This window comes from Streptomyces sp. NPDC001194 (assembly GCF_042896985.1).
Lineage (GTDB): Bacteria > Actinomycetota > Actinomycetes > Streptomycetales > Streptomycetaceae > Streptomyces.
Map to the genome: position 1 here is coordinate 528,933 of NZ_JBIAXU010000003.1, position 26,752 is coordinate 555,684.

At 71.5% G+C, this 26,752-nt stretch carries 29 protein-coding genes and 2 tRNA genes; 16 read left to right on the plus strand and 15 right to left on the minus strand.

Annotated features, from left to right (window positions below; all coding sequences use genetic code 11):
- Window positions 1–18 precede the first annotated feature (18 nt).
- Window positions 19–552 carry a SigE family RNA polymerase sigma factor gene (locus tag ACFY1T_RS10485; protein WP_030857893.1) on the plus strand — a complete coding sequence of 178 codons (534 nt, stop codon included), beginning with the start codon at window positions 19–21 and terminating at the stop codon, window positions 550–552.
- Window positions 553–713: 161 nt separating this feature from the next.
- Window positions 714–2,375, plus strand: a complete 1,662-nt coding sequence (locus ACFY1T_RS10490; RefSeq protein WP_030857895.1) for a long-chain fatty acid--CoA ligase — start codon at window positions 714–716, stop codon at window positions 2,373–2,375.
- 18 nt (window positions 2,376–2,393) lie between these two features.
- On the opposite strand, the gene ACFY1T_RS10495 is transcribed toward ACFY1T_RS10490, so the two are convergent.
- The 3 genes from ACFY1T_RS10495 to ACFY1T_RS10505 all read right to left on the minus strand — a co-directional run bounded on the left by ACFY1T_RS10495 (window position 2,394) and on the right by ACFY1T_RS10505 (window position 6,980).
- Window positions 2,394–2,978 carry an antibiotic biosynthesis monooxygenase gene (locus ACFY1T_RS10495; protein ID WP_390787810.1) on the minus strand — a complete coding sequence of 195 codons (585 nt, stop codon included), beginning with the start codon at window positions 2,976–2,978 and terminating at the stop codon, window positions 2,394–2,396.
- Window positions 2,979–2,991: 13 nt separating this feature from the next.
- Window positions 2,992–6,420, minus strand: coding sequence for a PAS domain-containing protein (locus ACFY1T_RS10500; protein ID WP_390787811.1), 3,429 nt, complete (start codon window positions 6,418–6,420; stop codon window positions 2,992–2,994).
- Window positions 6,421–6,539: 119 nt separating this feature from the next.
- Window positions 6,540–6,980, minus strand: coding sequence for an SSI family serine proteinase inhibitor (locus ACFY1T_RS10505; RefSeq protein WP_390787812.1), 441 nt, complete (start codon window positions 6,978–6,980; stop codon window positions 6,540–6,542).
- Window positions 6,981–7,239: 259 nt separating this feature from the next.
- Here ACFY1T_RS10505 and ACFY1T_RS10510 point away from each other — a divergent pair.
- A tRNA-Ser gene (locus tag ACFY1T_RS10510) sits at window positions 7,240–7,330 on the plus strand.
- A 252-nt stretch (window positions 7,331–7,582) separates the two neighbouring features.
- Window positions 7,583–7,655 (plus strand) — tRNA-Arg (locus ACFY1T_RS10515).
- Window positions 7,656–7,733: 78 nt separating this feature from the next.
- Here ACFY1T_RS10515 and xerC read toward each other — a convergent pair.
- The 12 genes from xerC to ACFY1T_RS10575 form a co-directional block, all read right to left on the minus strand.
- The gene (gene xerC, locus ACFY1T_RS10520) at window positions 7,734–8,963 is read right to left on the minus strand and encodes a tyrosine recombinase XerC (RefSeq protein WP_390787813.1); all 1,230 of its coding nucleotides are present in this window, start codon (window positions 8,961–8,963) and stop codon (window positions 7,734–7,736) included.
- A complete protein-coding gene (locus tag ACFY1T_RS10525; protein WP_078971754.1) occupies window positions 8,960–9,166 on the minus strand; it encodes an excisionase family DNA-binding protein in 207 nt (68 codons plus the stop codon). Before ACFY1T_RS10525 ends, xerC begins: the two co-directional genes overlap by 4 nt.
- Complete coding sequence (locus ACFY1T_RS10530; RefSeq protein WP_390787814.1) at window positions 9,154–10,644, minus strand: replication initiator; 1,491 nt, start codon at window positions 10,642–10,644, stop codon at window positions 9,154–9,156. Before ACFY1T_RS10530 ends, ACFY1T_RS10525 begins: the two co-directional genes overlap by 13 nt.
- Window positions 10,645–10,648: 4 nt before the next feature.
- A complete protein-coding gene (locus tag ACFY1T_RS10535) occupies window positions 10,649–10,834 on the minus strand; it encodes a hypothetical protein (protein WP_390787815.1) in 186 nt (61 codons plus the stop codon).
- 5 nt (window positions 10,835–10,839) lie between these two features.
- A complete protein-coding gene (locus ACFY1T_RS10540) occupies window positions 10,840–11,019 on the minus strand; it encodes a hypothetical protein (RefSeq protein ID WP_390787816.1) in 180 nt (59 codons plus the stop codon).
- Window positions 11,020–11,111: 92 nt separating this feature from the next.
- Window positions 11,112–11,348 carry a hypothetical protein gene (locus ACFY1T_RS10545; protein ID WP_383337016.1) on the minus strand — a complete coding sequence of 79 codons (237 nt, stop codon included), beginning with the start codon at window positions 11,346–11,348 and terminating at the stop codon, window positions 11,112–11,114.
- Between the two features lies 1 nt (window position 11,349).
- Window positions 11,350–11,646, minus strand: a complete 297-nt coding sequence (locus ACFY1T_RS10550) for a SpdD protein (RefSeq protein ID WP_390787817.1) — start codon at window positions 11,644–11,646, stop codon at window positions 11,350–11,352.
- Between the two features lie 14 nt (window positions 11,647–11,660).
- Complete coding sequence (locus ACFY1T_RS10555; RefSeq protein ID WP_053688359.1) at window positions 11,661–11,846, minus strand: mobile element transfer protein; 186 nt, start codon at window positions 11,844–11,846, stop codon at window positions 11,661–11,663.
- A 19-nt stretch (window positions 11,847–11,865) separates the two neighbouring features.
- Complete coding sequence (locus ACFY1T_RS10560; protein ID WP_390787818.1) at window positions 11,866–12,525, minus strand: DUF2637 domain-containing protein; 660 nt, start codon at window positions 12,523–12,525, stop codon at window positions 11,866–11,868.
- A gap of 28 nt (window positions 12,526–12,553) precedes the next feature.
- The gene (locus ACFY1T_RS10565; protein ID WP_390787819.1) at window positions 12,554–12,745 is read right to left on the minus strand and encodes a hypothetical protein; all 192 of its coding nucleotides are present in this window, start codon (window positions 12,743–12,745) and stop codon (window positions 12,554–12,556) included.
- 81 nt (window positions 12,746–12,826) lie between these two features.
- Window positions 12,827–14,176: an FtsK/SpoIIIE domain-containing protein gene (locus ACFY1T_RS10570; protein WP_390787820.1), complete on the minus strand. Its 1,350-nt coding sequence runs from the start codon at window positions 14,174–14,176 to the stop codon at window positions 12,827–12,829.
- Window positions 14,177–14,178: 2 nt separating this feature from the next.
- Window positions 14,179–14,508 carry a hypothetical protein gene (locus ACFY1T_RS10575; protein WP_390787821.1) on the minus strand — a complete coding sequence of 110 codons (330 nt, stop codon included), beginning with the start codon at window positions 14,506–14,508 and terminating at the stop codon, window positions 14,179–14,181.
- 153 nt (window positions 14,509–14,661) lie between these two features.
- Here ACFY1T_RS10575 and ACFY1T_RS10580 point away from each other — a divergent pair, with 153 nt between their 5' ends.
- The 12 genes from ACFY1T_RS10580 to ACFY1T_RS10635 all read left to right on the plus strand — a co-directional run bounded on the left by ACFY1T_RS10580 (window position 14,662) and on the right by ACFY1T_RS10635 (window position 26,734).
- Window positions 14,662–15,528 carry a GntR family transcriptional regulator gene (locus ACFY1T_RS10580; RefSeq protein ID WP_390787822.1) on the plus strand — a complete coding sequence of 289 codons (867 nt, stop codon included), beginning with the start codon at window positions 14,662–14,664 and terminating at the stop codon, window positions 15,526–15,528.
- Entirely contained in the window at window positions 15,515–16,207 is a 693-nt protein-coding gene (locus ACFY1T_RS10585; protein ID WP_390787823.1) for an HAD family hydrolase, read from the plus strand. The genes ACFY1T_RS10580 and ACFY1T_RS10585 overlap by 14 nt, the downstream gene beginning before the upstream one ends.
- A gap of 919 nt (window positions 16,208–17,126) precedes the next feature.
- On the plus strand, window positions 17,127–17,264 hold the full coding sequence (locus ACFY1T_RS10590; RefSeq protein ID WP_390787824.1) for a hypothetical protein: 138 nt from the start codon (window positions 17,127–17,129) through the stop codon (window positions 17,262–17,264).
- 295 nt (window positions 17,265–17,559) lie between these two features.
- Window positions 17,560–17,925 (plus strand): PH domain-containing protein, encoded by a 366-nt coding sequence (locus tag ACFY1T_RS10595; protein ID WP_053692457.1) that lies wholly within the window; start codon window positions 17,560–17,562, stop codon window positions 17,923–17,925.
- Between the two features lie 126 nt (window positions 17,926–18,051).
- The gene (locus ACFY1T_RS10600; RefSeq protein WP_030857900.1) at window positions 18,052–18,486 is read left to right on the plus strand and encodes an Lrp/AsnC family transcriptional regulator; all 435 of its coding nucleotides are present in this window, start codon (window positions 18,052–18,054) and stop codon (window positions 18,484–18,486) included.
- Complete coding sequence (locus ACFY1T_RS10605; RefSeq protein WP_390787825.1) at window positions 18,483–19,364, plus strand: DUF2797 domain-containing protein; 882 nt, start codon at window positions 18,483–18,485, stop codon at window positions 19,362–19,364. The genes ACFY1T_RS10600 and ACFY1T_RS10605 overlap by 4 nt, the downstream gene beginning before the upstream one ends.
- A gap of 118 nt (window positions 19,365–19,482) precedes the next feature.
- Entirely contained in the window at window positions 19,483–19,821 is a 339-nt protein-coding gene (locus tag ACFY1T_RS10610; RefSeq protein WP_030857902.1) for an antibiotic biosynthesis monooxygenase, read from the plus strand.
- On the plus strand, window positions 19,805–20,683 hold the full coding sequence (locus ACFY1T_RS10615) for an amidohydrolase family protein (RefSeq protein WP_390787826.1): 879 nt from the start codon (window positions 19,805–19,807) through the stop codon (window positions 20,681–20,683). Before ACFY1T_RS10610 ends, ACFY1T_RS10615 begins: the two co-directional genes overlap by 17 nt.
- Window positions 20,684–20,771: 88 nt before the next feature.
- The gene (locus ACFY1T_RS10620; protein WP_030857904.1) at window positions 20,772–21,539 is read left to right on the plus strand and encodes a response regulator transcription factor; all 768 of its coding nucleotides are present in this window, start codon (window positions 20,772–20,774) and stop codon (window positions 21,537–21,539) included.
- A gap of 38 nt (window positions 21,540–21,577) precedes the next feature.
- Window positions 21,578–23,206 (plus strand): ATP-binding protein, encoded by a 1,629-nt coding sequence (locus ACFY1T_RS10625; RefSeq protein WP_390787905.1) that lies wholly within the window; start codon window positions 21,578–21,580, stop codon window positions 23,204–23,206.
- A 25-nt stretch (window positions 23,207–23,231) separates the two neighbouring features.
- Window positions 23,232–24,500 carry a glycosyltransferase gene (locus tag ACFY1T_RS10630; protein WP_390787827.1) on the plus strand — a complete coding sequence of 423 codons (1,269 nt, stop codon included), beginning with the start codon at window positions 23,232–23,234 and terminating at the stop codon, window positions 24,498–24,500.
- Window positions 24,497–26,734 carry an ArnT family glycosyltransferase gene (locus ACFY1T_RS10635; RefSeq protein WP_390787828.1) on the plus strand — a complete coding sequence of 746 codons (2,238 nt, stop codon included), beginning with the start codon at window positions 24,497–24,499 and terminating at the stop codon, window positions 26,732–26,734. Before ACFY1T_RS10630 ends, ACFY1T_RS10635 begins: the two co-directional genes overlap by 4 nt.
- The last annotated feature ends 18 nt before the right edge of the window (window positions 26,735–26,752 follow it).

A 26,752-nucleotide genomic window follows, 5' to 3' on the forward strand; every position in this document is an offset into this window, starting at 1 on the left:
CGCTTCTAGCGTGGAGCCATGACCACGCCTGTGTGCACGCTCGCCTCGAACCCGACGCCGTACCCGTCGTTCTCGGCGTACGTCCGAACCCGCGGCTCGGTCCTGATGCGCACCGCTCGCTCGCTCACCGCCAACCCCTGCGATGCCGAGGACCTGCTCCAGACGGCCCTCGCCAAGACGTACGTCGCCTGGGACCGCATCGAGGACCACCGCGCCCTCGACGGCTACGTCCGCCGGGCCCTGGTCAACACCCGTACCTCCCAGTGGCGCAAGCGCAAGGTCGACGAGTTCGCGTGCGACGAGCTCCCGGAGCCCGAGGAGAGGCCCGCCTCCGATCCCGCCGAGGCGCAGGCGCTGCACGACGCGATGTGGCGCGCGGTGACCCGGCTTCCCGACCGGCAGCGCGCGATGGTCGTCCTGCGCTACTACGAGGACCTGAGCGAGGCGCAGACCGCCGAGCTGCTCGGGGTCTCGATCGGCACGGTCAAGAGCGCCGTCTCGCGCGCACTGGTCAAGCTCCGCGAGGACCCGGAGCTGACCCCGGTCCGCTGAACAGGCCCGTGTTTCACGTGAAACATCGACGTTTCACGTGAAACGTCACCAATCAGTTGCCGTGTTTGTACCCCCGGGTAGTGACATGCCGACCGGTACGTGCGCAGAATCGGCTCCATCCGTAGCCGCCGCAGCGCCGCAGCGCTCACCGGGAGGACGCTTTGCTGAGCACCATGCAGGACGTACCGCTCCTCGTCACCCGCATACTCCAGCACGGGATGACGATCCACGGTAAATCCCAGGTCACGACCTGGACCGGGGAGGCCGAGCCGCACCGCCGCAGCTTCGCCGAGATCGGTACCCGCGCCACCCGCCTCGCCAACGCCCTGCGCGACGAACTGGGCGTGCAGCAGGACGACCGGGTGGCGACCCTGATGTGGAACAACGCGGAGCACGTGGAGGCGTACTTCGCGATCCCCTCCATGGGTTCCGTGCTCCACACCCTCAACCTGCGCCTGCCTCCCGAGCAGCTGATCTTCATCGTCAACCACGCGGTCGACCGGGTCGTGGTGGTCAACGGGACCCTGCTGCCGCTGCTGGTCCCGCTGCTGCCCCACCTGCCGACCGTCGAGCACGTGGTGGTCTCCGGCATCGGCGACCGTTCCGGGCTCGAAGCCCTCGCGCAGGAGCGCGGCTTCCGCGTCCACGACTACGAGGAGCTGATCGCGGACCGCGCGACCTCGTACGACTGGCCGGAGCTGGACGAGCGCCAGGCCGCCGCCATGTGCTACACCTCCGGCACCACCGGCGACCCCAAGGGCGTCGTCTACTCCCACCGCTCGATCTACCTGCACTCCATGCAGGTCAACATGGCCGAGTCGATGGGCCTGACCGACAAGGACACCAGCCTCGTCGTGGTCCCGCAGTTCCACGTCAACGCCTGGGGCCTGCCGCACGCGGTGTTCATGACCGGCATCAACCTGCTGATGCCCGACCGGTTCCTCCAGCCCGCCCCGCTCGCCGAGATGATCGAACGGGAGAAGCCCACGCACGCCGCGGCCGTCCCCACCATCTGGCAGGGGCTGCTCGCCGAGGTCACCGCCAACCCGCGCGACCTGACCTCGATGAAGCAGGTCACCATCGGCGGCGCGGCCTGTCCGCCCTCCCTGATGGAGGCCTACGACAAGCTCGGCGTCCGCCTCTGCCACGCCTGGGGCATGACCGAGACCTCCCCGCTGGGCACCATGGCGCACCCGCCGGCCGGCCTGAGCGCGGAGGAGCAGTGGCCGTACCGGATCACCCAGGGCCGCTTCCCCGCAGGCGTCGAGCCGCGCCTGGTGGGCCCCGGCGGCGACATCCTGCCCTGGGACGGCGAGTCGGCCGGCGAGCTCGAGGTACGCGGCACCTGGATCGCGGGCGCCTACTACGGCGGTGCTTCCGGCGAGCCGCTGCGCCCCGAGGACAAGTTCAGCGCGGACGGCTGGCTCAAGACCGGCGACGTCGGCGTGATCAGCCCCGACGGGTTCCTCACGCTGACCGACCGCGCCAAGGACGTCATCAAGTCCGGCGGGGAGTGGATCTCCAGCGTGGAGCTGGAGAACGCGCTGATGGCGCACCCCGAGGTCGCCGAGGCGGCGGTCGTCGCCGTCCCGGACGACAAGTGGGGCGAGCGTCCTCTGGCCACCGTCGTCCTCAAGGAGGGCGCGACCGTGGACTACGACGGACTGCGCGTCTTCCTCGGCCAGTCCATCGCCAAGTGGCAGCTGCCCGAGCGCTGGACGACCGTCGAGGCCGTCCCGAAGACCAGCGTCGGCAAGTTCGACAAGAAGGTGATCCGGAAGCAGTACGCGGACGGCGAGCTGGTCGTCACCCGGATCGGCTGAGGCGCGAAGGTCTGATGCTCAGCCCTGGCCGGCCTTGGTCAGCCAGGGCCGCAGCAGCCTGCTGACGGCCGGCATCGCCAGGTAGGTCATCAGCGTGCTGAAGACGACGGCGAAGGCGGCCGTCCGCAGGACGAAGTGCAGATTCACCAGATACGGCCCGAGCACCGCGTTGCCGACGAGCGAGATCGGGAAGATGGCGAGCCCCGAGCTGATCGCCATCTTCCAGCGCGGCGGCGCGGGCCGGGTCGTACCCGGCTTGGCGAACCAGGTCTCCATGCCGTGCAGTTCGCGCCGGGCTATCTCGGTGTGGTGGTGGCCCAGGCAGTTGGAGAACCACTGGGCCCGCTCGGCGGAGTCCTGCCACCGCTGGAAGGCCTCCTGGTTCCGGAAGCGGTGGACCAGGAACCACGGGCCGCCGTCCGCCGCCGGACGGAACAGCCCGTACCCCAGATGACCGGGGAAGGTCGCGGCCGTCTCCAGAATCCCGTGGGCCCAGGCCTCGAACGCCTCCTCGTGGCCCGGCTCCACCTGCCGGGCGATGAGGAGGTTCACCTCCCCGTTGTCGGCGGGGACGGTCTGCTCGCGCGTGTCGGTGATGGCCATCGGGCCAGGATGACTAGTTCGTTCCGATCTTGGCCAGCAGGTCCACGATGCGGCCCTGGACCTCCGCCGTGGTGGACCGTTCGGCGAGGAAGAGCACGCTCTCCCCGGAGGCCAGCCGCGGCAGTTCGTCCGGGTCGATCCCCGTGGCGGTGTAGACGACGAGCGGGGTCCGGTTGAGCTGCCCGTTGGCGCGCAGCCAGTCCACGATCCCGGCCCGCCGGCGCCGGACCTGCATCAGGTCCATGACCACCAGGTTGGGACGCATCCGCGTCGCCAGCTCCACGGCGTCGGTGTCCGCGCCCGCCCGCGCGACCTGGAGGCCGCGCCGTTCCAGGGCGGCCGTCAGCGCCGTCGCGATCTCGTCGTGCTCCTCGATCAGCAGCACGCGGGAGGGGTGCTGCTCGCTGTCGCGGGGGGCGAGCGCCTTGAGGAGGACGGCAGGATCGGCTCCGTACGCCGCCTCGCGCGTGGCGTGCCCCAGCCCGGCCGTGACCAGTACGGGGACCTCCGCGGCCACCGCGGCCTGGCGCAGGGACTGCAGGGCGGTCCGGGTGATCGGCCCCGTGAGCGGGTCCACGAACAGCGCGGCGGGGAACGCGGCGATCTGCGCGTCCACCTCCTCGCGGGAGTGCACGATCACCGGGCGGTAGCCGCGGTCGCTGAGCGCCTGCTGGGTCTGCACATCGGGCGCCGGCCACACCAGGAGGCGGCGCGGGTTGTCCAGCGGCTCCGGAGGCAGTTCGTCGTCCACGGGCAGCGGTACGGGCCGGTTGACGACCTCGACGGCGCCCCCGGGCCCGTCCAGCGGCTCGGGGCCTTCGTCGGCGCCCGCCTCGGGGGCTCCTATCGCGAACGCCCGTCCCTGGGGCGCGGGCTCGGCGAGCCGGCGCCGACGGCCGGAGCCGCTCGTGCCGCCCGCGCCGTCGGTGGAGCCGGAGTCCACGGAGATGCCCTGGCCGAGGGTGCCGAGGGCGCGCACGCTGATCGGCTGTGCGGCCTCCGCGGGGGCGTCCTTGGGCTGCCTGGCACCGGGGACGGCCACCGGGCCGGCGCCCTCCTCGTCCTCGGGAGCGGTACGGGCCGCCGGGACCGGCCAGGCCGGAGTGGCGGGCAGCGCACGCCGCCGGCCGGTCGGCGGTACGGGCTCCTCCGCGGCCGATGCCGATGCCGGCTGCGCTGCGGGGGCCGCGGGCTCGGCGGGCGCGCTCAGCACCCGGCGCCCGCGCCGCCCGGCCGGGGCATCGCCCTCGGCCTCACCGGGCGCGGGGGCCGGTCCGGCCGCGGCGGGGCCCTGTCCGGGGCCCGGCGCCGGTACGGGAGCCGCTGGCGGGGTCGGACCCGCGGGCAGGGCGAAGCCGCCCTCGGGGGCGATGGGACGTGCGGGCGCCTGCGGGGCCGCGGCCTGGGCCGGGCCGAGGCCCGTCGCGGGTACGGGCCCTCCGGGCTGAGGCGCGGCGGCCGAACCCAGCGCGCGCCGCCGCCCGGCGGGATGTTCGGTCACCGGAACCGGCGGCACGGCGGGCACCGGGGGTACGGGCACCACCGGCGCGCCCTGCTGCACCGGGGGCACACCGGGACCGCGAACGGCTCCGGGAGGCCCCTGCGGCACCGGCGGGAGCGCGGGCATGGCGGTGCCCTGCGGGGGCACGGGCCGGCCGGGGCCGCCCTCGCCGCCCGTCTCGCTCCCGTCCCCGTCCCGGCCGCGCCGGCGACCGGTGCCCAGGCCCGCCGGGTTCACCGGGGACTGCGCGAGCTCCGGGCTCGCGGCGTCGACCCCACCGGACTCGCCCGCCCGCCGCCGCCCGGACGGCAGCGCCAACGCGCTCCCGCCCCCGGCGGCGCCGTTCGACTTCGCCTCCTCGGCCGCGTCCTCCAAGAACGCGTCCACCCCGCGCCGGGCCCGCCGTCCGGCGGGGCCCTTGCCCGGTCCCTCGGCGGCCGCGGGCTCCTTCGCGGGCTCGGGCTTCGGCTCCGGCAGCGTCACCGTTCCGGCTCCCGCGCCGAGCGGCAGCTCCAGTACGTACGCACCGCCGGGCGCGCCGGGGACCTCCACCGTCTGCAGCACACCACCGTGCGCGGCCACGATGCCCCGCACGATCGGCTCGTGCACCGGGTTGCCGCCCTCGTACGGCCCGCGCACCTCGATCCGTACGACATCGCCCCGCTGCGCGGCCGCCACGACGATCGTCGAGTCGCCGTACCCGCTGCCCTGGGGGGTCTTGCCGGTGGCGTCCACCCCGGCGACGTCCGCGACCAGGTGTGCGAGGGCGCCGGCGATCCGCTCGGCGTCCACCTCGGCCTCGATGGTCGGCGCGTGGACGGCGAACTGCACGCGGCCCGGTCCGATCAGCTCGACCGCGCCGTCGATCCCGGACGCGACGACCCCGTCGATCAGGACCTTCTTCTTCCTGAGCTTCTCCGTGCCCGCGTCGAGCCGCTGGAAGCCGAGCACGTTGTCGACGAGCGCGGTCATCCGGGAGTACCCGGCGGCCAGGTGGTGCAGCAGCTGGTTGGCCTCGGGCCACAGCTGCCCCGCGTCGTCGGCGGCCAGCGTGGCCAGCTCCCCGCGCAGTTCCTCCAGCGGCCCGCGCAGGGAATCGCCGAGGACGGCCAGCAGCTGGGCGTGCCGGGCGGCCAGCGCGTCGTAGGGCCGCCGGTCGGTGAAGGTCATGACGGCGCCGACGAGCAGCTCCCCGTCCCGTACGGGCGAGGTGGTCAGGTCGACGGCGACGGGCTGCCCGGCCTTGTTCCACAGCACCTGGCCGCGCACCCGGTGCTTGCGGCCGCTGCGCAGGGTGTCGGCGAGCGGGGATTCCTCGAAGGGGAACGGCGAGCCGTCGGCGCGCGAGTGCTGGATCAGCCCGTGCAGCTCGCGGTTGCCGAGGTCGGTGGCGCGGTAGCCGAGGATCTGCGCGGCGGCCGGGTTGACGAGGACGACCCGGCCGTCGGTGTCCGTGCCGACGACGCCCTCGGCAGCGGCCCTCAGGATCATCTCGGTCTGCCGCTGCGAGCGGGCCAGCTCGGCTTCGGTGTCGACGGTCTCGGAGAGGTCCCGCACGACGAGCATCAGCAGTTCGTCGCCCGTGTACGCGGGCTGCGGCTCACGGTAGGCGTCGCGGCCGTCGAGGTGGGCGGCGGTGACCTCGACGGGGAACTCGGTGCCGTCGGTACGGCGCGCGACCATCCGCTTGGGCTTGGCCCGGCCCCCCTCGTCCTCGCCGGGCCGGCGCATGGAGCCGGGGATCAGCTTGGAGTCGAACTCGGGGAGGAGGTCCAGCACGCCGCGGCCGACGAGGCCGGTGCCGGGACTCTCCATCACTTCGAGGGCGATCGAATTCGCGTTGACGACCGTGCCGTTGGCGTTGACGAGCAACAGCGCGTCCGGAAGAGCGTCGAGTATTGCTGCGAGGCGAGCAGCGCCTCGGGATGGCCTGCTGCTCACGACGAGCTTCCTCCCTGACCACAACTACCGGCATGTCACGGGAGGAGTCTAAGGGCACGGCCCCGGCATGAGGTGGCGGATGTTCGGTGGATACCGCGCATCCTTCGCATCCTCCCAGGTCAGGACCGCCCACCCGGAAGCACAGGTTCCAGGTTGTTCCACCGGGCGATCTCGCATCCGTTGGTCCGCCGGAACGCCGCGTCCACCTTGTGGCCTTGCCAGGTTCCGGTGATGTGCGCGGTGGCCGGACCCCCGTCCTGCATGGTGCAGATCTGCCGCTTGGCGGTGGGGGCGAAGGGGTCCTTGTCCTGCTTCGCGAGGATGTCGAGGCGGTCGCAGGCCCGCTCGGCCTCGGGGTGGTCCCCGCCGACGGGGTTGCACTCGAGCAGGTACTCGCCGTTCGCCCGGGGGTTGCCTGTGGCGGACACGGTGATGGTGAGGCGGTCGGGCGCGGCCAGCAGCCGGCCCAGCGCCGGCAGCGGGGGCAGCGGTGGCCCCGCTGCCGTGACCGCCGAGGCGGCCAGGGCGGAGGTGACGGCGAAGGCGGCGAGACGCAGCATGGGGCACTCCAGGTCGTCCGTACGTCGTACGCCTGACCAACGACGCGCGCCCGCCGACGTTGCGTACGGGCGCGCGTACGGACGGACGTGCCGGAGGGCGTGCCGGAAGGGTGCGTGGGAGGACGTGCGGGACCACGCGGACCGGGAGGCTTAAGGCTTTGCTCTGGTGGCGGCTGTCCTTGTACCGTGGGAGCGGATTGGTGAGCGGCCCTGTGGCTGTGTCATCATCTGCACGCACCCTCGTACGCGGGGGTGTGCTGGAGGCGTCGCCTAGTCCGGTCTATGGCGCCGCACTGCTAATGCGGTTTGGGTCTTAAAGCCCATCGAGGGTTCAAATCCCTCCGCCTCCGCACCTGCCGAAGCCCCGGTCCTGACGGACCGGGGCTTCGGTGCGTTCCGGGGTCTTGCTTTGACGCGTTCCGGCCAGGCGGACCACCGGCCCAACCCCGCCCCGACAGCGGTGCGAACCCACCCCGATGATCTCCATCCGGAGTGTTTCCGCAGGTCAGACCCGGTTTGGCTAATGGATTTCGCGTCCCGCCGAGGTCCATGTATTGTTGTTCTCGCAAGGCCAACGGGGCGCAAAACCCCGAGAAGCCCAAGCACTCGTAGCTTAACGGATAGAGCATCTGACTACGGATCAGAAGGTTGCAGGTTCGAATCCTGCCGAGTGCACAGCAGGCCAGAGGCCCCGGACGGAAGTCCGGGGCCTCTGGCGTTTCCGCCGTACAGCAGCGAAGTACAGCAACCGCCTCAGCCGGTGCCGCCGCCCATTGCTTCGGACAGCTTGCCGATCGCGGCCCGCACCTCTTCCTCGCTCGCCTCGGCGTAGACCTCCATCGTCATGGCGATCTGCGAGTGCCGCAGGATCCGCTGGGCCACCTTCGGGTGCACCTTGAGCGCGACCAGAAGCGAGCTGCACGTGTGCCGGGTGTTCCGGAGCGGGATCACCCGCAGGCCGGCGCGTCGGGCCCGTAGGGCAAACATTCGGGTCAGGTTCCCCGGCTCGATGGGCGTCCCGTACTTCGTCGTGAAGACCAGGCCACGGCTGTCCTGCCACAGATCCCCGGCCGCCTTCCGGTCCCCGATTTGCTGGGCTCGACGCATTCGGAGCGCCTTCAGGCAGAGGGAGGGCAGCGGCAGGAAGTCGTCGGAGTCCTCCGTCTTGGTCTCCCGGTGCAGGATCTGGCGCCCGGCCCGCTGGATCTGGTGGTCGACGTACAGCTCCCCGGCGTCGAAATCGATCGACTTCCAGGTCAGCCCGAGGACCTCCCCGCGCCGCAGCCCGAGGCACAGCACGAGCATCCACGCGGCGAAGAGGTGATCTTCCCGGGCGACTCCGTCTGCCAGGAACTTGCCCGCTTCGACCACGGACCACGGCTTGATCCGCTTGCGCCGGGGCTTGGGCACCTTCACGAGGGAGGCGACGTTCTTGCCGATCTCCTCTTCCGTGACGGCGTGAGTGAGGGCGGCCCGCAGCGCGTCACGTGAGCCCTGGATCACGCGCCGGGACGGGAAGGACTCGCAGCACTCCCCGACAGCACAGCAGCGCCGGACCTTGGGGGCACGCTTGGCATCCTTGCCCTGGGCGCAGCACTGGCAGATGGCAGCCAGCTTGGTCAGCCACTCGCGCACGTCCCGGACGGTGAGCTTGTCCAGCCGCTTCGTACCCAGGTGCGGAGCGATGTAGAGCCGTACGTAGCCCTCGTACGAGACGTAAGAGAGTGGAGCCAGGTTCGGCTTCACGATCGACTCCAGCCAGTAGGCGAGGAAGGCCGAGACCGTTCTGTGCCGGGTGACCACAGGCCCCTTCTTGGCCTCCGCGTGCAGGTTCAGCCACTTCTCGTGGACCTCTTCGCGGGTCTTGCCGTAGGCGTACTTCCGGGCGCGCTTGCCGTCGGGCTTTGTCACCCAGACGTACGCGGCGTAGCCGTTCTTGTACGGGTAGATCGATCCCTCACCGTTGCCACGCTTGCCGCTCATGCCGCCCACCCCTCGGCACCAGCGGTGATGCGCTCGACGTACTCATCGACCCAGGCCGGGAGGATGCGCCGGTTGCGGCCGACCTTCACCGAACGGATCTCCCCGGTCAGCACGAGCATCTTGGTCTTGGACAGGCCGAAGCCGAGCATCTCGGCGACCTCGGCGGTGGTGTGCCACTTCCGCTGGATCACTACGGCAGCCACGCGGTTTCTCCTTCCAGTTCGGACAGTTCGGCCCGCATCTCGTGGGCGAGTTCGCGGTTGTGCTGGAGGTCCCGGCGGATGTTGGCGGCGAGCCAGGACTCACCGGGTGTGTGGCCGTTGCCGGCGTAGGACCAGTGGGCGACGACGAGGAGGGTGGCTTCCGGGTGGTCGTCGGGGTTGGGCAGGCCGAGGGAGGCGCGTTGCTGGGCGGCCCGGTAGTCGGCGCGGACCTGGCGTAATGCGCCGAGGGTGGTCGAGTAGCTGCGGGACTTGGTGGAGAAGTGGCCGCGGAAGCCGAGCATGTGAGCCCAGGCGGCGAGGCGCCGGGTCGGATAGGACGCCTGGAGGGCGATGCAGGCCGCCATGAGGCGGCGGACGTGATCGGGGACAGACAGCCTTGCGAGGTCTTCGCGGGTGCCCGTTCCGTGGCAGCCAGCACAGCGACTCAGCACGGACCCCGGACGGTCGTAGCGGTCGGACACCCCGGTTCCCCCGCACTTTCGGCAGTGCACGGCTGTATCGGTGGCGCCGGTGCTCTCGGCTGCCTTGGTGGCGTACTTGGCGACGTAGGAGGCAACGGCCTGTTCGGTCAGCTCCTCGTGCCCGAGTCCGCCGATGGGCTGCACGTCGAGTTGGTCTCCCCAGGTGAGGGTGCGGGCGGGGAAATCCCCGGCGGCGGGAAGGCTCACGGCGACGCGGCGGGCGGCGGCCCGGATCGCGTCATCGAGCAGGCTGACCGATGCCCACGACGGTGGAGACGTGTGCGGTCCGCCTGGTCCGTCGAGGCGTACGACAGCGTGGAAGTGAACCGCTCCGCGCTGCTGGTACTCGGCGACCTTTCCGAATGAGACCCGGCATTCCTCCTTCAGCTCCACCTGGGTGATCCCGGCACGGGCGGCGATCTCTCGGCGGAGGTAGATCGTGAAGTAGCGCCACAGCTCGGGGGCGTGGTTGTTCCACAGCACGGCGCCCGCGTAGTCGTACGTGCCCGGGTTGAGCGGGGTGCCCAGTTCCTCGGCATCCTCGGGGTGCCGGATGCCGCAGCGGCAGGGGCGGGTGCCGGGCCGGTTGTGGACGGGGCCGAATGACGGGGCGGTCAGGGTGGCGAAGACGCGGGGGTGATCGCGGATCGTCTCGGGGGTGCCCTTGGCGGGATCGCCGATGAGGCCGGCGCGGATCAGGTGGTAGGTGTCACCGGCGTACGTCCAGGCGCAGGCGGGGCACCGGGAGGCCCGGCGGTTGCCGCAGGCGACCCGGAGTACGCCGCCGGGTTCGGCGCTGGTGTCGTACGAGTGGAGCAGGGTCCCGGTGCCCGGGTCGATGAGCTTGGTGCCGCCGGAGAGGCGGATCGGGGCCGTGCAGCCCCCGGTGCGGCGGATCTGTTCGTGGAGGCGGTCGAAGCCGGGGGACCCAGCCACCCGGAGCAGATCGCTCAAGGTGGCCGGGTCCAGGCCCGCCGCAGTGGCGGTGTCGATCACGTGCTCACTTCCTATGGGCGGAGCCGTGGTTGGCGTTCCAACCGGAGACCAGGGCACTGACCTGTGCGTCTCCCTTGGCGGCAGCAATGGCACCGCAGTGGCAGACGGCGGAGGCGGTGGCGGGCTCTGAGGGGGAGGGCTTGCTGACGTGCAGACCGGGCGTGGCGGCCGTGGGCGCGAGGTTCGGCACGGCGCTCACCTGCCGATGCGGACGCGGATGGCGGGGATGGTGCGGCCGAGTCCGCGGCAGGCCGGGCAGTTGACGCTGACCGTGGCCTTGGCGCCGTCAGGGGTCCGGGTGCCGGTGGTGATCGTCGCGGTGGCGAAGCCGTCGCAGTCGCGGCAGACGGGCTTGGCCTGGGCGTGCTGGGGCATGATGAGGCTTCCCTTTCGGGTCCGTTGGATCTGGAAGTGGTTGCAGGCACCGGGGCGGCGGATCTTTGGCGAGAGAGCCGCCCCGGTGCCGTTCAGCGGCGGCGGTTGCGACTGCGCGGGATGGGCGGGATGGAGTCGTAGGACTCCTGGCCGTCGCGGAAGTCGCTGAGGTCGGTCACGTCCTTGTCGTTGCCGACCTGCCGCATGATCCGGTTCATGGCCTTGGTGTCGCGGTGGCGGCGGGCGATCGCGTACTCACGGCCGAGTTCGGCCATCTCTTCGTTGCGGGCGGGCTCGGGGGTGCTGTTCTTGCGGCTGAAGATGCCCATGTCAGTGACCTTTCGGGTTGTTGAGCAGGGAGCGGATGACGACGGCGCACACGGCGACCGAGGCGGCCGTGATGGCGACGGCGAGGAGCATGGAGACGAGTACGGCGCCGACGACCAGGACCACCGCCCCGCCGCTGGCGACGAGGGCAGCGACGCTGCCGGGCGTGAGCTGGACGCTCGGGCGGGCAGTCGGAACGGGGGCCGGGGCCGGGGCGGTCGGCATGGGGACCGCCGCGGGTTCGGGGACCGGGTGGACCGGGGTGTAGGTGTCGGGCTTCGGGTACTTCGGCGTGAGCATGAACGGATCTCCCTTCAGGCCTTGCAGCGGTGGGTGCGGGCGGCGAGTTCGGCGCTGGCACGGGTGAAGTAGTCGGCGGAGAAGTCGCAGCCCGGAGCGGTGCACACGGCGGTGTGCTTGGTACGGCCCCGGCCGTCGTGGTGGGTGCCGACACGCACCGGTCCGAAGCGGGCGACGTTGTAGAAGCGGTTCGGGCGCACGGGGTCTATCTCCCTTCTGTCAGGCGAGTTGGAGGGCGATCGAGTCCGCCAGAGCGGGCGGGACGCCGAGGCGGCTGCGCAGGGTTGCCGCGTCGATCGGGGCGCCGGTCTGTGCCTGATGGGCGTCCGCAATCTTTCGGGCGTGGTCGAGCAGCGCGGGCGGAACAGGTACTGCGGACGGCGTGAGGGCGGGCTGTGGCGGTACGTGATCCGGGGCGGGTTCGGCCGGCGGCAGTTCGGGAGCCGGTTCCGGGTCCCGCTCCACGGTCAGGTCCGGAACGGGTTCGACGTGGGGCGCATCCACAGGCTCCGGTGCCGGTGTGGGTGCGTGGGCGAGGAGGGTGCCGCCGAGGAAGGCGAGTGCGGGCCATCCGGCGACGAGGATGCGCAGCCAGGGCGGGACGTTGTGCAGGTCGAGCAGTCCGGCGGTGGCGACGTTGGCGCCGAGTGAGGCGACGAGGGCGATGGCGAACCAGAGCCAGGCGTCGCGGTTCTCTGCGTTGGTGCGCATCCGGCGCCATGCGGCGACCAGCAGTAGGTCGACGCTGACCGGGTAGGCCCACGCCTTCCAGCCGTCCTGTCCGGCCGCCGCAGCCAGATCGTGCAGGTGGGCGAAGGACAGGGCACCGGCGATGACGGCCTGGATCAACACGGCGTCGAGGCGGAGGGTGCGGAACACGAGTCACCTCCTTTCGGGAGGATTCGAGTCAGGCGGTTCCGGTGCCGAGGCAGCTCGGGCAGAGCCCCGTCTGTGTGGCGCCGATCTCCCGGCGCTTGCGCCCGACCCGGACGGTCGTCGTGGTCTCCCCCGTTCCGTCGCAGGTGTCACAGGACGGCGGGACGGGAGCGGGCTTGGCCGAACGCGGCCGTCGGGTCGACGGCTTCGTGTCAGTGCTCATGGCGGTTCCCTTCGGATTCGGGCATGGGTCGGGTAGGGACCTGGCGCGAGATGGTCACGCCGACCGAGGGGGAGAGAACTGCTACGGCGTCGCCGGAGTCGGCTTCGTCAGCGGGGCGGACCCGGCGGACCAGGCTGAGGCGGAGACCACAGGCCGGTATGAGGCGAGGGCCGGAAGGGCCGGTGTCAGGTACGCGTATTCGGCGCAGACCGCAGCAGCCTTGGCCGCGTTCAGCTCGGGCGTACGGATGCGGGACCAGCCGCCGGAGGAGTCGCCGGCCACCGCGACGCCGGGCAGGTCGGGCGGGATCGCCGTTACGGCCATGACCGCGTCCGGAGCGATGTCGCCCAGGCCCATGTCGGCGGTCTGCTTGTCGTTGACTCGGTGGACGACGCGGCCGGTGAGCTGGGCGCGCAGCGTGGTGGCGCCCTTGCCGAGGTCGGAGCCGAAGCGCTGGCCGCAGATCTCCAGGTACATTCCGGCCGCGCGGGCCATCTGCCCGAGGCGGATCAACTGCATGACCATCCGGTCCCGGCGGTCCTCTTCCTTCTTGCTGGCCACGAGGAACAGTTCCGCGACTTCGTCCACGAGCACCACGATCGGCACCGGACGAACATCCTCGGGCAGCGCCCACACATCGGCGGCCCCGTAGTCGCTCAGCAGATCGAAACGGTCTTCCATCTCGCCCACCAGCGCATCCAGCAGCCCGGATGCCGTCTCGGGGGTCATGGCCAGCGCCGACAGCCGGGGTGCGTATCCCCGCTGCTCGACACCGCGCTTGCAGTCGATGCCGACCAGGGCGACCCGTAGCCGGGCGAGGCCTGCGACCAGGTTGCGCTGGTACATGGACTTGCCCGACTGGTTGGCGCCGAGTGTCAGCGCGTGCGGGACCTTCAGGTAGTCCCGTACGAACGCGGTGCCGTCCTCCCGGAGCGCGACGGGAACGGTCATGGGCCCGGAGGGGAGTTTGCGCGGCATCTTCACCCGGCGCAGTACGTCGTACCCGGTCATCCGGAGCTCGACGAACCCGGGCTTGGTCTCGAAGACGGTGATGGAGTGGACGCCCCAGGCGTGCCGCAGCCGCTCGGAAGCCGCGACCACGTCTGCGGGCTCCAGTCCGGCCGGCAGGCGCAGGGTGACCCGCATGCCGGTCGAGGAACCGCGTACGCGGCGGACCTTCGGCGGTACGGGCTGTACGTCACTGCGGCGGGCAACGTTGCGGATGAGGAACGCCCGCAGGCGGGACGGCTGGACCGTCAGCCCGCATACGTCCATCGTGGCCCGGTACGTCACCGCGAACCGAACCCGCGCCACGGGCAGACCGGCTACGGCCCAGAACACGCGGGGCGCACGGACCTTCGCATATCCGAGACCACCACCCGCTGTAGCGAGGGGTAGGCCGACCTCCCATAACGTCGACAGGTCGGTCATGGTCAGACCCCGACGGTGAGGGCGACGGCGCGGAACGCGATGCCGTGCCGCGTCTGACCGTTGGAGGTGTTCTCCCAGTCGCGGGCCCTGAGACCGATCACCGATACCACCGTGCCCGGCATCAGGCCCGCGGGGAGACCGGTCTCCGGAACGGTCACCTGGCAGAGGGTGCCTTCCCCATCGTCCGAGATCAGCAGGCCCACCGTGGACAGCCCGGCACCAGTCTCCCGGTCCATCGCACGCTCGCCGGTCTGCTTGCTCACGAGCTTCGGGGTAGGGGCCGTGGCCACGAACACCACGGCGGTCGACGTGTCCACCTTGAACGACGGCATGGTTTCTCCTTCAGAGATGCCAGCAGGAAGCTAGATGACCAACTTGGCTATCCCGGTTGGTCACATCTCGAAGATAGGAGAGATGGCTAGCCATGTCAACAACATGACTGGCATGGCTGTCCCGCTTGGGGGGTGTCGCCTACCATCGACCACATGACCTTTGTCCCCGAGCCCCTCGACCCAGACGACGACCGAGCCCCGTACGAGCAGGTGGCGAGCAGCCTCAGCGCGGCCATCCGAACTCGAAAGCTGGGCCCTGGTGAGAAGCTCCCGTCTCACGCGAAGCTGACGGAGCACTACGGGTTCGCTCGGGCGACAATTCAGCGCGCGCTGCGCGACCTCGAAGATGAGGGCCTGGTGGTCTCCCGCAAGGGCAGCGGTGTCTATGTGCGCAACCGGACCGAACGGCCGGCGGGCTTGCGCCCGTACGTCGAGCAGGCTTTCGCCAAGGACCGCGTGACGATCGACTTCGCGGGTTTCTCCAGCGAGACCCTGCATGGGGCGCTTCAGGAGCCGCTCGACAAGATCCGGGTCGGTCGGCTCACGCCGTCGAGCATCACCATGCGGATACTCGTCCCCGACATGTCGGTGCCCCAGGCGGCGCCGGTACGCAAGGACGACGGCGCGGACGACAAGCGGCTCCGCGACCGCATGCACGACATCATGGTCAGCTACACCCGCAGCATTCGTGACGCGATCACCGAGCTGGAGCACCTTGGGCTCGTAGCCGAGACGCAGATCAGCGTCCGTGTCCACAGCGGTACGCAGTTCTTCAAGCTCTACGTGATCAACAACGAAGACGCGTTCTTCGGGTACTACCCGATCCGCCCCAACAAGGTCGTCGCCCAGGGCGAGACGATCGAGATCTACGACCTTGTAGGCAAGGACGCCACCCTGTTTCACCACTCGATCAATGACGGCGAGTCTTCCAGTGGGGCGCAGCAGGTCCAGCAAGCCCGCATGTGGTTCGACAGCGTGTGGGAGACCATCGGAAGGGACTTCGACCTTGACGCACGATGACCGTCTCTCGGGGGTCCTGGCGAACGCGCGCGTGATCTTCTTCGACTTCGACGGGCCCGTGTGCGACGTGTTCGCCGGGCTGCCCGCCCCGGAAGTCGCCAAGCAGCTCACCACATTGCTCGCAGCCCAGGACGAGGCCGCCGGTGCCAAGGCCGCCGAGACCGACGATCCGATCGAGGTCATGCGCATCGCGCACGAGGCCGGTGACGAAACCGGCCGGACGGTGGAGCAGGCCCTGACGGCGGCCGAGGTCGAAGCCGTGGCGCTGGCCGGCCCGCCGACCCCGGGGGCGGTGGAAGCCCTTCAGGCCGCGCGTGCCGCGGGGCGGCCGGTGGCGGTGGTGAGCAACAACTCCGCGGAATGCGTCCAGCGCTTCCTGGAGAAGCACGGGCTGGGGGGATACGTCGTGAAGGTCATCGGTCGACCGTCCGGGCAGCCGCACCTGATGAAGCCGAACCCGTTCCCACTGATCGGGGCGGCAGACCAGATGCAGGTGGATGTCACACACTGCACCCTGATCGGTGACTCGCTTACGGACATCCAGGCCGCTCATGCCGCAGGGACGACGGTCATCGGCTACGCCAACAAGCCCCACAAGGCCGCCCTGTTCGCGGACGCGGGAGCCGATGCCGTAACGGACGACATGCAGGCCATCGCCGACGCACTCACCACGGCGTAGCCGAGGATCAGCGGGGGACCTGTTACAGGTTTCTCTACCTCATCAAGCACCCGGCTGCGCTCCGCTCCGCCGGGCGGGCTTCCCGGCTCCGCTCGGGGCGACGCTCCTGCCTTCGGCCCGCTCCGCCCCCGCTGCGCCGACGCCCGCCCCTGCAAGACGGGATAGGCCCAAGGGCATGAGTCGAGCCCCGACCGACCGCGGATTCCATCCCTCACCGATATGCCTCCGGCGGGGGCGCTCCGACTCCGGGATGCGGGGGCCCGCCATGCGGCCGCAGGCGCGTTGTGGTTCGGGGTGGGGCTGTCATCCCGTCTGCCGTCGCCCCAGGGCAAGCCGTAGCAGACCAGCCACCAGGGGCCCAGGTCGTTCGTCCAGCAGGGCGCTCCACCTGGGCCCCTGGCGACTGCCCTGCTACCACTCCGTGTGGGACGACGGCAGACGGGATGACAGCAGGGCGCGATGTGGCCGGGGCGGCATAGAGGCGCGGCACCCGCCCCACCCACGGTTTGTGAGTTACGTCACTGCGAAATGTCACATGGAGAGCTATTCGACCCCATTTTATGCTGTGACCTGCGTCTCTCGTCTCGGCGTGGTGTCAGGTGCGTGTGCTATGGGCCGGAAGGGGGCTCGCATCGCCGCAGGTCGGGCGCTCGGACGTGGTGTACAGAAAGCGCGCTTGGGCGACTGCGGAGTGACGTCAACAACACCAACAACATGGCCAGTTGCAGTTTCAGCGCGGGTTGGCAATAGGAGGTGCGCATCCGCATCATGTGGCAACAGGAAAAGCCCACCCAGACTGCTCCTGGCTTGGCGGCGTGGCGCAGTCGGGTGGGCACTAAGCCATGGAGGCTCAGTGATGAGTGTGACCCCTTCCCTATGGGGACTGTCAAACCCCCCGCGTAAGTACTGGGTTATCACCGTGATCATCATCGTGATGATCGTGTGGCCCTCGATGGGCGAAGCCGTCGGGGCTTACGCCGACTTGTTGGCCATTTCGGCCGCGCTTGCAGGGGGAGGTACAGCAGTGGCGTACCGCAACCATGGCAACCGCGCTTGACCCTCAGGGTCCCGGCATGGTCGTCAAGTAGCCGGTATGGCCGTCGCTGACCGGTCTGGCTAGAGCTACGGATCAGAAGGTTGCAGGTTCGAATCCTGCCGAGTGCACAGCAGGAGAGGCCCCCCGGTTCGCCGGGGGGCCTCTTGCGTTCCCCGGTGTCCTTCTCGGTGGGGAGGGCGGTCTCGGGGTTCTTCAGGGGTGGCGGTCGGTCCTGTGGGGGATGATCGGCCGGCCGGGCGTGGATACGGTCCTTGGAGACGGTTCGGAACGGTCGGGCCGCGAGAGGGGGACTGTCATGGGGCTGTTCGGGAACGCGCACACGGTCGATCCGATGTCGGCGCAGCGGGACTACGCGCGGCTGCTCGGGCAGGGGGAGCAGGTGCACGCCGCGTACCTGTTGATACGCGACACGATCCTGTTCACCGACCGGCGGCTCGTGCTCGTCGACAAGCAGGGCCTCACCGGGAAGAAGGTGGAGTACCACTCCATCCCGTACCGGAGCATCACGCACTTCTCCGTGGAGACCGCCGGGCACTTCGATCTCGACGCGGAGCTCAAGATCTGGCTCTCCGGGAGCGCTGCGCCGATCGAGAAGACGTTCACCAAGGGTGTGGACATCTACGAGGTGCAGGCGATCCTCACGCAGTTCGTCGCCCGGTAGCCGGTTCTGTGGGTGGCGCTCTCCCTCCTGGCGGACTACCTGCTGAATTTGGTTCGGCCTGTCGGTGAGATCTCAGGATCCTGTACTGTCGGCTCCAGGTTTCAGGGGATGTGGGAGGAAGATCGCGTGGACGACATCGACCGGGCGCTCGTCCTGCGCCTGCAGCAGGACGCGAGCCAGTCCTACGCCGCCCTCGGCACCGCCGTGGGGCTGTCGGCCGGGGCCACCCACGAGCGCGTACGCAAGCTGCGCGAGCGCGGGGTCATCCGGCGCACGACGGTCGAGGTGGATCCCGCGGCCGTCGGGAGCGGGGTGCTCGCGTACGTGATGGTCGACTCCAACGCCTGGATGGGGGATTCGAAGGCGGCCTTCGAGGCGATCGCCGAGATCCAGGAGGCGCACATCATCGCGGGGAGCGCCTCCGTCCTCGTCAAGGTGCGCACGGCCTCGACCGAGCAGCTCCAGGACGTCCTGCGCCGCCTCTACGCCGTCGACGGCGTCAGCGGTACGCACGCCACCGTCGTGCTGGACACCTTCTTCGAGCGGCCGCTCCCGCTGTGACCTGGCGGTGCACCGGGATCCGGTGGACTGACGGCCTCCCCGCCATCGGGTGGTGGGCCGAGGGCCGCGGTGAGCGCAGCAGCCCGCTCGCGTACGGACGGCAGCTGGCTTTCGCGGCCCGCGGGGAGCGGCACTGCCTCGGTGTGCGACGGGCCGGGAAACGGACCCCGTGCCCCACGGCCGCCACCGTTCCCGGCCGGGCCGCGAACGCCCAGTGCCCCGAATGCGCCCGTCTGGACCGCTCGTTCTCGGTGGCCGCCGACACCAATGCCGCCGACCCGCGCACCTACCGCGTCTACCTGGCCTGGTTCGGGCCCGAGATGGTCAAGGTCGGCATCACCGCCGAGGAGCGCGGCCCGGCCCGGCTGCTGGAGCAGGGGGCGGTGACATGGACCTGGCTGGGTCGGGGGCCGCTGATGGCCACCCGACGCACCGAGGAGCTGCTGCGCGCCGCCCTCGGGGTGCCCGACCGGATCGCGTACGCCCGCAAACGCGCCGTACGGGGTCACCTGCCGGCGCCGGCCGACCGCGCCCGGGAGGTCGCCGAGCTGCACGCCCGGGCCGCGGCCCTGGAGGGCTGGCCGGAGTCGCTGGAGCGGATGGAGTGTGAAATCGCCGATCACGCCGGCCCGTTCGGGCTGGACGGGCTGCCCGCTCCCGCGCGGGTGATCACCGCGATGGTCCCCGGCGGGGCGGTCGTCGGCCCGCTCGCCGGCGCGGCCGGTCCGGATCTGCACTTCGCGGACGGGCTCGTGGTGGACACCCGGCTGCTCGCCGGCTGGGAGCTCGTCGCCCCCGCCGCCGACGCCGCGACCGCCGTGCCCGTGGCCGAGCTGCCCCCGCCCGCCGGGCCCGGCGGGCAGGACGGGCTGTTCTGAGCAGCGGGTGGCCACACCGGCGGAGGCAGGGCGTCCAAGGTCAAAACTTGGATCCCTTTGCGCTCCCCGCCCCCTTTCCGGTGGACATGCCGGGGCGCCGCTGCGGAAGGTGGTGGGCATGAGCATCCAGCCCGTACCCGCCTTCGAACCGCCGTACGTGATGGCGGTCTTCAGCAACATCCGCATGCCGGACGACACCGGATACCCGGAGACCAATCAGCGGATGAACGAGATCGTGGCCGCGAATCCGGGCTTCCTTGGCTACGAATCCGCCCGCACCCCCGGTGGCCTCGGCATCACCGTCGCCTACTTCCGCGACCACGAGTCCCTCGGCGAGTGGCGCCAGAACCTGGAGCACCAGGCGGCCATGAAGCGGGGCCGCGCCGACTGGTACGAGAGCTACACCCTGCACGTCGCGACCGTCGAACGGAGCCACGGCTTTGCCCGCAACGACTGACGCGGTCCACGCCTTCCGGGAGCGGCTCGGGCTGCCCGGACTGGTCGACGTCCACACGCACTTCATGCCCGAGCGGGTCCTGGCGAAGGTGTGGGACTACTTCGACGCCTTCGGGCCGCTGGGCGGTGTCGAATGGCCCATCACCTACCGGCACGAGGAGGAGCAGAGGGTCGCGCTCCTGAGGGAGTTCGGGGTCCGCGCCTTCACCTCGATGCTCTACCCGCACAAGCCGGCGATGGCCGCCTGGCTCAACTCCTGGGCCGCCGACTTCGCCGCCCGGACCCCCGACTGCCTGCACACCGCAACCTTCTTCCCGGAGGACGGGGCCGAGGCGTACGTCCGGCAGGCCGTCGAGACCGGAGCCCGGGTCTTCAAGGCCCACCTCCAGGTCGGCGGGTACGACCCGAACGACGACCGGCTCGACCCGGTCTGGGGGCTGCTCGCCGAGGCGGACATCCCGACGGTGATCCACTGCGGGTCGGGGCCGGTCCCGGCCAAGCACACCGGACCCGAGCCGGTCGCCCGGCTGCTGGCCCGGCACCCCCGGCTGCCCTTGATCGTCGCGCACATGGGCATGCCCGAGTACGCGGACTTCCTCGACCTCGCCGACCGGTACCCCGCGGTGCGCCTCGACACCACCATGGCCTTCACCGACTTCTCCGAGCGGTTCCGCGGCTTCCCGCAGACGGAGCTCGGGCGGCTCGCCGACCTGGGCGACCGGATCCTGCTCGGCACCGATTTCCCGAACATCCCCTACCCGTACGAGCACCAGCTGGAGGCCCTGGAACGGCTGGGCCTGGGCGACGACTGGCTGCGCGCGGTCTGTCACGACAACGGGGCCCGGCTGTTCCGTCTGGCCTGAGCGGCCGGCCCGGCGTCGCTCGGGGTTTCTCAGGAAATTCACAGGTAGGGACAAGAACGCTCTCAGAGGCCGCGGTCAGCGTGGTCGCATGACTGCGACGACCACCTCCCATGCGTCCACGTCCACCAGCAACCCGACGGCCCTCGTCCGGCCCGACGGCGGCCCCTGCCGGGTGCTCGTCGTCGACGACGAGGCCTCCCTCTCGGAGCTGCTCTCCATGGCCCTGCGTTACGAGGGCTGCGAAGTCCGCAGCGCGGGCGACGGGGCCGGCGCGGTCCGGGCCGCGCGGGAGTTCCGGCCGGACGTCGTGGTCCTCGACATCATGCTTCCCGACATGGACGGACTCGCCGTCCTCGGCCGGCTGCGCCGGGAGATCCCGCAGCTCCCGGTGCTGTTCCTGACCGCCAAGGACTCCGTCGAGGACCGCATCGCGGGCCTGACGGCGGGAGGCGACGACTACGTCACCAAGCCCTTCAGCCTGGAGGAGGTCGTGGCCCGGCTGCGCGGCCTGGTCCGCCGCTCGGGCGCGGCGCACGCGGCCCGCGGGGGCTCCGTCCTGGCCGTCGGTGATCTGCGGCTCGACGAGGACAGCCACGAGGTGTCCCGGGGCGGCCGGGAGATCCACCTGACCGCCACGGAGTTCGAGCTCCTGCGCTACATGATGCGCAACCCGCGGCGCGTGCTGAGCAAGGCGCAGATCCTGGACCGGGTGTGGTCCTACGACTTCGGCGGCCAGGCCAATGTCGTCGAGCTGTACATCTCCTACCTGCGGCGCAAGCTGGAGAGCGGCCCCGGCTACCCGCCCATGATCCACACCCGGCGCGGCGCCGGCTACTTGATCAAGCCGGCCGAGTAGTGGCCCTCCGCCCGCCGCGGCCGCGTCCCGCCTTCCGCCTGCCCCGCCCCTTCCGCCCGGTCCGCTCCTGGTCCCTGCGGGCCCGGCTCGTCGTCTCGGCGGTGGCGCTGATCGCCGTGGTGGGCACGGCCATCGGGGCCGTCACCACCCTCGCGCTGCGCTCGTACCTGGTCGACAAGCTCGACGACCAGCTGAGGGTCTCCGTCGACATGGGCATCCGCAAGCCCCTCGAGGAGAAGGCGCTCCGCGACAAGGACGACAAGTTCGTCCTCGCCCCCGGCACCCCGCTGGGCGCCGCCGGGATCCGGCTCCTCGCCGACGGCACGGTCGCCAGCACGGCACGCAGCGCCGCCGTCGGCGGGCCCGGGTACGACCACATCCAGCGCCTGACCCAGGCCCAGACCGAGACCCTGGCCCGAGCCGCCCGCAAGGCCGCCGCACAGGGCGCGCCCGGCCCCGTGAACCTGGACCTTCCGGACCTCGGCGCGTACCGGGTGCTCACCGCCCCGGACGGACGCCTGGTCCTCGGCTTCCCGCTCGCCGAGGTGGACTCCACCGTGAGCACGCTGATCGCCGTGGAGGTCTTCGTCACCCTCGCCGGTCTGATCGCGGCCTCACTCGCCGGACAAGCCCTGGTCGGGGTCGCCCTGCGCCCGCTGCGCCGGGTGGCGGCCACCGCCACCCGCGTCTCCGAACTCCCCCTGCACAGCGGCGAACCCGCCCTCCACGAACGGGTCCCGGAGGCCGAGGCCGACCCCCGCACCGAAGTGGGCCAGGTCGGCGCCGCCCTCAACCGGATGCTGGGACACGTCTCCTCCGCCCTCACGGCCCGCCAGCAGAGCGAGACCCGGGTCCGCCAGTTCGTCGCGGACGCCAGCCACGAGCTGAGGACTCCCCTGGCCTCCATCCGCGGGTACGCCGAGCTGACCCGCCGCGGACGGGAGGAGCCCGGCCCCGACACCCGGCACGCCCTGGGCCGCATCGAGTCCGAGGCGACCCGGATGACCGGCCTCGTCGAGGACCTGCTGCTGCTCGCCCGGCTCGACGCGGGCCGCCCGGTCAGCTCGGAGGACACCGACCTCGCCCCGCTCGTCGTCGACGCCGTCAGCGACGCCCGGGCCGCCGGACCCGAGCACCACTGGCGCCTCCGGCTACCCGACGAGCCCGCGCCCGTCCGTGCCGACCCGGCCCGGATCCAGCAGGTCCTGGTCAACCTGCTGGCCAACGCCCGCACGCACACCCCGCCCGGCACCACCGTCACGGCCCATGTTTCACGTGAAACATCCGCCGTCCGGCTGCGGATCGAGGACGACGGCCCCGGCATCCCGCCCGCCCTGCTCCCCCACGTCTTCGAACGGTTCGCCCGCGGCGACGCCTCCCGCTCCCGGGCCGCGGGCTCCACCGGCCTGGGGCTGGCCATCGTCGAGGCCGTGGTGACGGCACACGGCGGACAGGTCGACGTGCACAGCGAGCCCGGGCGCACCTGTTTCGAGGTCCTGCTCCCGCTCGCGCCGGACCAGACCCCGAGGACGGGCCCCCGGGCGGACTCCCGGGCGGACTCCAGGCCGGGCTGCCGGGCGGACTCCTGGACAGACCCCCGGGTGGAGTCGCGGGTGCAGTCCCGGACGGACTCACAGACGGGGCACAGGCTCACCACACAGCGGTGACAGCCCGCCCGGAGAAGGTCGGTCTATGCGAACCGACACCTCCTCCGGCGCCCTTCCGGCACGGGCGCACCTCGCGCCCGTGCCCGGCGAGCCCGTACTCGACGTGGTGATCCCGGTCTTCAACGAGGAGACGGACCTCGGCCCGTGCGTGCGCCGGCTCCACGACCACCTCACCCGTACGTTCCCGTACCCGTTCCGCATCACGATCGCCGACAACGCGAGCACCGACCGCACCCCCGAGATCGCGGCCGCCCTCGCCGCCGACGTCGACGGCGTACGCAGCACCCGGCTGGAGGAGAAAGGCCGCGGCCGCGCCCTGCGGACCGTCTGGTCCCGCTCCGAGGCGCCCGTCCTCGCCTACATGGACGTGGACCTGTCCACCGACCTCAACGCGCTGCTGCCGCTGGTCGCCCCGCTCATCTCCGGCCACTCCGACCTCGCCATCGGCACCCGCCTCGCCCGCTCCTCGCGCGTGGTGCGCGGAGCCAAGCGGGAGTTCGTCTCCCGCGCCTACAACCTGCTCCTGCGTTCCTCGCTCGCCGCCCGCTTCAGCGACGCCCAGTGCGGGTTCAAGGCCATCCGGCGGGAGGTCGCGGAGCGGCTGCTGCCGCTGGTGGAGGACTCGGGCTGGTTCTTCGACACCGAGCTGCTGGTGCTCGCCGAGCGGGCCGGACTGCGGATCCACGAGGTTCCCGTCGACTGGGTGGACGACCCGGGCTCCACCGTCCACATCGTCAGCACCGCCACCGAGGACCTCAAGGGCATGTGGCGGGTGGGCCGGGCACTGGCCGTCGGCGCGCTGCCGCTGGACCGGCTCGCCCGCCCCTTCGGAGACGACCCGCGCGACCGCAGCGCCCTGCCCGGCGTGCCGCGCGGTCTGGCCCGCCAGCTCCTCGGCTTCTGCGCCGTCGGGGCGCTCTCCACGCTCGCCTACCTCGCCCTGTACTCCCTCTTCCGGCTCGGCGCCGGACCGCAGCTCGCCAACGGCGGCGCGCTGCTCGTCTCCGCCGTCGCCAACACCGCCGCGAACCGCCGGCTCACCTTCGGGGTCCGCGGCCGCGACCGGGCCGTACGCCACCAGGCCCAGGGCCTCGTCGTGTTCGGCGTCGGACTGGCCCTGACCAGCGGATCGCTCGCCGCCCTCGGCGCCGCCACCTCCGCCCCCTCCCACAGCACCGAACTGGCCGTGCTGATCACGGCCAACCTCGCCGCGACCGTGCTGAGGTTCCTGCTCTTCCGCGCCTGGGTCTTCCCCGAGCGGCGCGCCACACCCGCGAAGGACGACACCCGATGACCACGGCCGTACCACCCATGGACTCCCCGTTCCCCGAACGGGCCCCGACCGCTCCGTCCACCCCGACCGCCACCTCCGGCGCCGGTACCGCGACCCCAGAGCGCCCCCGCTGGGAGCGGCCCGCGTACGTGGCGCTCCTGCTGGCCACCGCCGTCCTGCTGCTGTGGAACCTGGGCGCCTCCGGCTTCGCCAACTCCTTCTACTCCGCCGCCGTCCAGGCCGGCAGCGAGAGCTGGAAGGCCTTCTTCTTCGGCTCCTCCGACGCCGGGAACTCCATCACCGTCGACAAGCCCCCGGCCGCCCTGTGGCCCATGGCGCTGTCCGTCCGGCTGTTCGGGCTCGGCGGCTGGCAGATCCTCGTCCCGCAGGCCCTGATGGGCGTCGGCACCACCGCCGTGCTCTACGCCGCCGTACGCCGCCACTTCGGGCCCGCGGCCGCACTGATCAGCGGCGCGGTCTTCGCGCTCACCCCGGTCGCCGCGCTGATGTTCCGGTTCAACAACCCGGACGCGCTGCTCGCCCTGCTGATGACCGTCACCGTCTACTGCGTGCTGCGCGCCCTCGACGGCGCCCACACCAAGTGGCTCGTCTGGGCGGGCGTCGCGGTGGGCTTCGCCTTCCTGACCAAGACCCTCCAGGCCTTCGTCATCCTGCCGCCGCTCGCCCTGGTGTACGCGGTCTGCGCGCCGACCAGGCTGCGCCGCCGGCTCGGCCAGCTGATGCTCGCAGGAGCCGCCATGGTGGTGGCCGGCGGCTGGTGGGTGGCGATCGTGGAGCTCTGGCCCGCGTCCTCCCGCCCGTACATCGGCGGCTCGCAGAACAACTCCTTCCTGGAGCTCACCCTCGGCTACAACGGCCTCGGCCGGATCAACGGCGACGAGACCGGCAGCGTCGGCGGCGGAGCGCGGCCCGGGGGCGGAGGCGGCGGTGGCGGCTGGGGGGAGACCGGCATCGACCGGCTGTTCTCGGCCAACATCGGCGGACAGATCTCCTGGCTGCTCCCGGCGGCCCTGGTCATGCTCGTCGCCGGAATCGTGATCACCTGGCGGGCCCGCCGGGCCGCCGACTCCCTGGAGGGCATGGCCCGGGCCGCGTTCCTGGTGTGGGGCGGCGCCCTGCTGATCACGGCGCTCGTCTTCAGCTACATGCAGGGCATCTTCCACGAGTACTACACCGTGGCGCTGGCGCCGTTCGTGGCCGCGCTGGTCGGCATGGGCGTGGCGATGCTGTGGGAGGAACGGGGCGGCAAGGCCGCCGCGCTCACCCTGTCCGGCACCCTCGCCCTGACCGCCTGGTGGTCGTACGTCCTGCTCGGCCGCTCGAGCGGATACCTGCCGTGGCTGCGCTGGACGGTCCTCGTGGCCGGCCTCCTCGCGGCCGCCGGGCTGCTGTTCGGCGCCCGGCTCGGCCGCCGGTTCGTGCTGGGCGCGGCGGGGCTGGGGCTGGCGGCCGCGCTGGCCGGTCCGCTGGCGTACTGCCTGACGACGGTGGACTCCACCCGCGGCGGGTCGATCGTGACGGCAGGCCCCGCGGTCTCGGGCGGCCGGGGCGGCATGGGCGGCATGGGCATGCGCTTCGGCGGCGAACTCCCTCCGGGCGCCTTCCCGCAGGGGATGCCGCAGGGCGCCCCGCAGCAGGGCGGGCCCGCAGGAGCCGGCTCGCAGGGCGGTTCCCGGCAGTTCCCCGGCGGACAAGCCGGTCAGGGATTCCCCGGCGGGCAGGGCGGGCAGGGTCTGCCCGGCGGCGCGCAGGGTTTCCCCGGCGGGCGCGGCGGCGGTGCGCGCGGCGGCCAGAACTCCGCGGGCGGCGGACCCGGCGGACTGCTGGGCGGTACGAAGGTCGGCCAGGAGGCCACGGCCGCCCTGCGCAAGGACGCGGGGAAGTACACCTGGGCGGCGGCCGCCGTCGGCGCGCAGAACGCGGCGAGCTACCAGCTGGCCTCCGGCGAGCCGGTGATGCCGATCGGCGGCTTCAACGGCAGCGACCCGTCCCCGACGCTCGCCAAGTTCCAGGAGTACGTGCGCGCCGGGAAGATCCACTACTTCGTCGGTGAGACCGGCGGCCAGGGCGGCGAGGCACAGGGCATGCGCGGCGGCCCGGGCGGTGGTCCGGGCGGTGGCACCAGCAGCGCCATCACGAGCTGGGTCAAGGCCAACTTCAAGACCACCACGGTCGGCGGGGCCGCCTTCTACGACCTGACCGCCCCCCTGAACGGCACGTCCGCCCCGTCCTGAACCTGCCGGAACACAGGA

What these genes read in the sequence shown, in the direction of transcription:
- ACFY1T_RS10620 (WP_030857904.1), top strand. Translation starts at nt 20,772, where the DNA reads ATGACTGCGACGACCACCTCCCATGCGTCCACGTCCACCAGCAACCCG.
- ACFY1T_RS10540 (WP_390787816.1), bottom strand. Translation starts at nt 11,019, where the DNA reads ATGCCCCAGCACGCCCAGGCCAAGCCCGTCTGCCGCGACTGCGACGGC.
- ACFY1T_RS10595 (WP_053692457.1), top strand. Translation starts at nt 17,560, where the DNA reads ATGGGGCTGTTCGGGAACGCGCACACGGTCGATCCGATGTCGGCGCAG.
- ACFY1T_RS10550 (WP_390787817.1), bottom strand. Translation starts at nt 11,646, where the DNA reads ATGCTCACGCCGAAGTACCCGAAGCCCGACACCTACACCCCGGTCCAC.
- ACFY1T_RS10495 (WP_390787810.1), bottom strand. Translation starts at nt 2,978, where the DNA reads ATGGCCATCACCGACACGCGCGAGCAGACCGTCCCCGCCGACAACGGG.
- xerC (WP_390787813.1), bottom strand. Translation starts at nt 8,963, where the DNA reads ATGAGCGGCAAGCGTGGCAACGGTGAGGGATCGATCTACCCGTACAAG.
- ACFY1T_RS10545 (WP_383337016.1), bottom strand. Translation starts at nt 11,348, where the DNA reads ATGGGCATCTTCAGCCGCAAGAACAGCACCCCCGAGCCCGCCCGCAAC.
- ACFY1T_RS10485 (WP_030857893.1), top strand. Translation starts at nt 19, where the DNA reads ATGACCACGCCTGTGTGCACGCTCGCCTCGAACCCGACGCCGTACCCG.
- ACFY1T_RS10570 (WP_390787820.1), bottom strand. Translation starts at nt 14,176, where the DNA reads ATGACCGACCTGTCGACGTTATGGGAGGTCGGCCTACCCCTCGCTACA.
- ACFY1T_RS10575 (WP_390787821.1), bottom strand. Translation starts at nt 14,508, where the DNA reads ATGCCGTCGTTCAAGGTGGACACGTCGACCGCCGTGGTGTTCGTGGCC.
- ACFY1T_RS10630 (WP_390787827.1), top strand. Translation starts at nt 23,232, where the DNA reads ATGCGAACCGACACCTCCTCCGGCGCCCTTCCGGCACGGGCGCACCTC.
- ACFY1T_RS10635 (WP_390787828.1), top strand. Translation starts at nt 24,497, where the DNA reads ATGACCACGGCCGTACCACCCATGGACTCCCCGTTCCCCGAACGGGCC.
- ACFY1T_RS10610 (WP_030857902.1), top strand. Translation starts at nt 19,483, where the DNA reads ATGAGCATCCAGCCCGTACCCGCCTTCGAACCGCCGTACGTGATGGCG.
- ACFY1T_RS10505 (WP_390787812.1), bottom strand. Translation starts at nt 6,980, where the DNA reads ATGCTGCGTCTCGCCGCCTTCGCCGTCACCTCCGCCCTGGCCGCCTCG.
- ACFY1T_RS10565 (WP_390787819.1), bottom strand. Translation starts at nt 12,745, where the DNA reads ATGAGCACTGACACGAAGCCGTCGACCCGACGGCCGCGTTCGGCCAAG.
- ACFY1T_RS10580 (WP_390787822.1), top strand. Translation starts at nt 14,662, where the DNA reads ATGACCTTTGTCCCCGAGCCCCTCGACCCAGACGACGACCGAGCCCCG.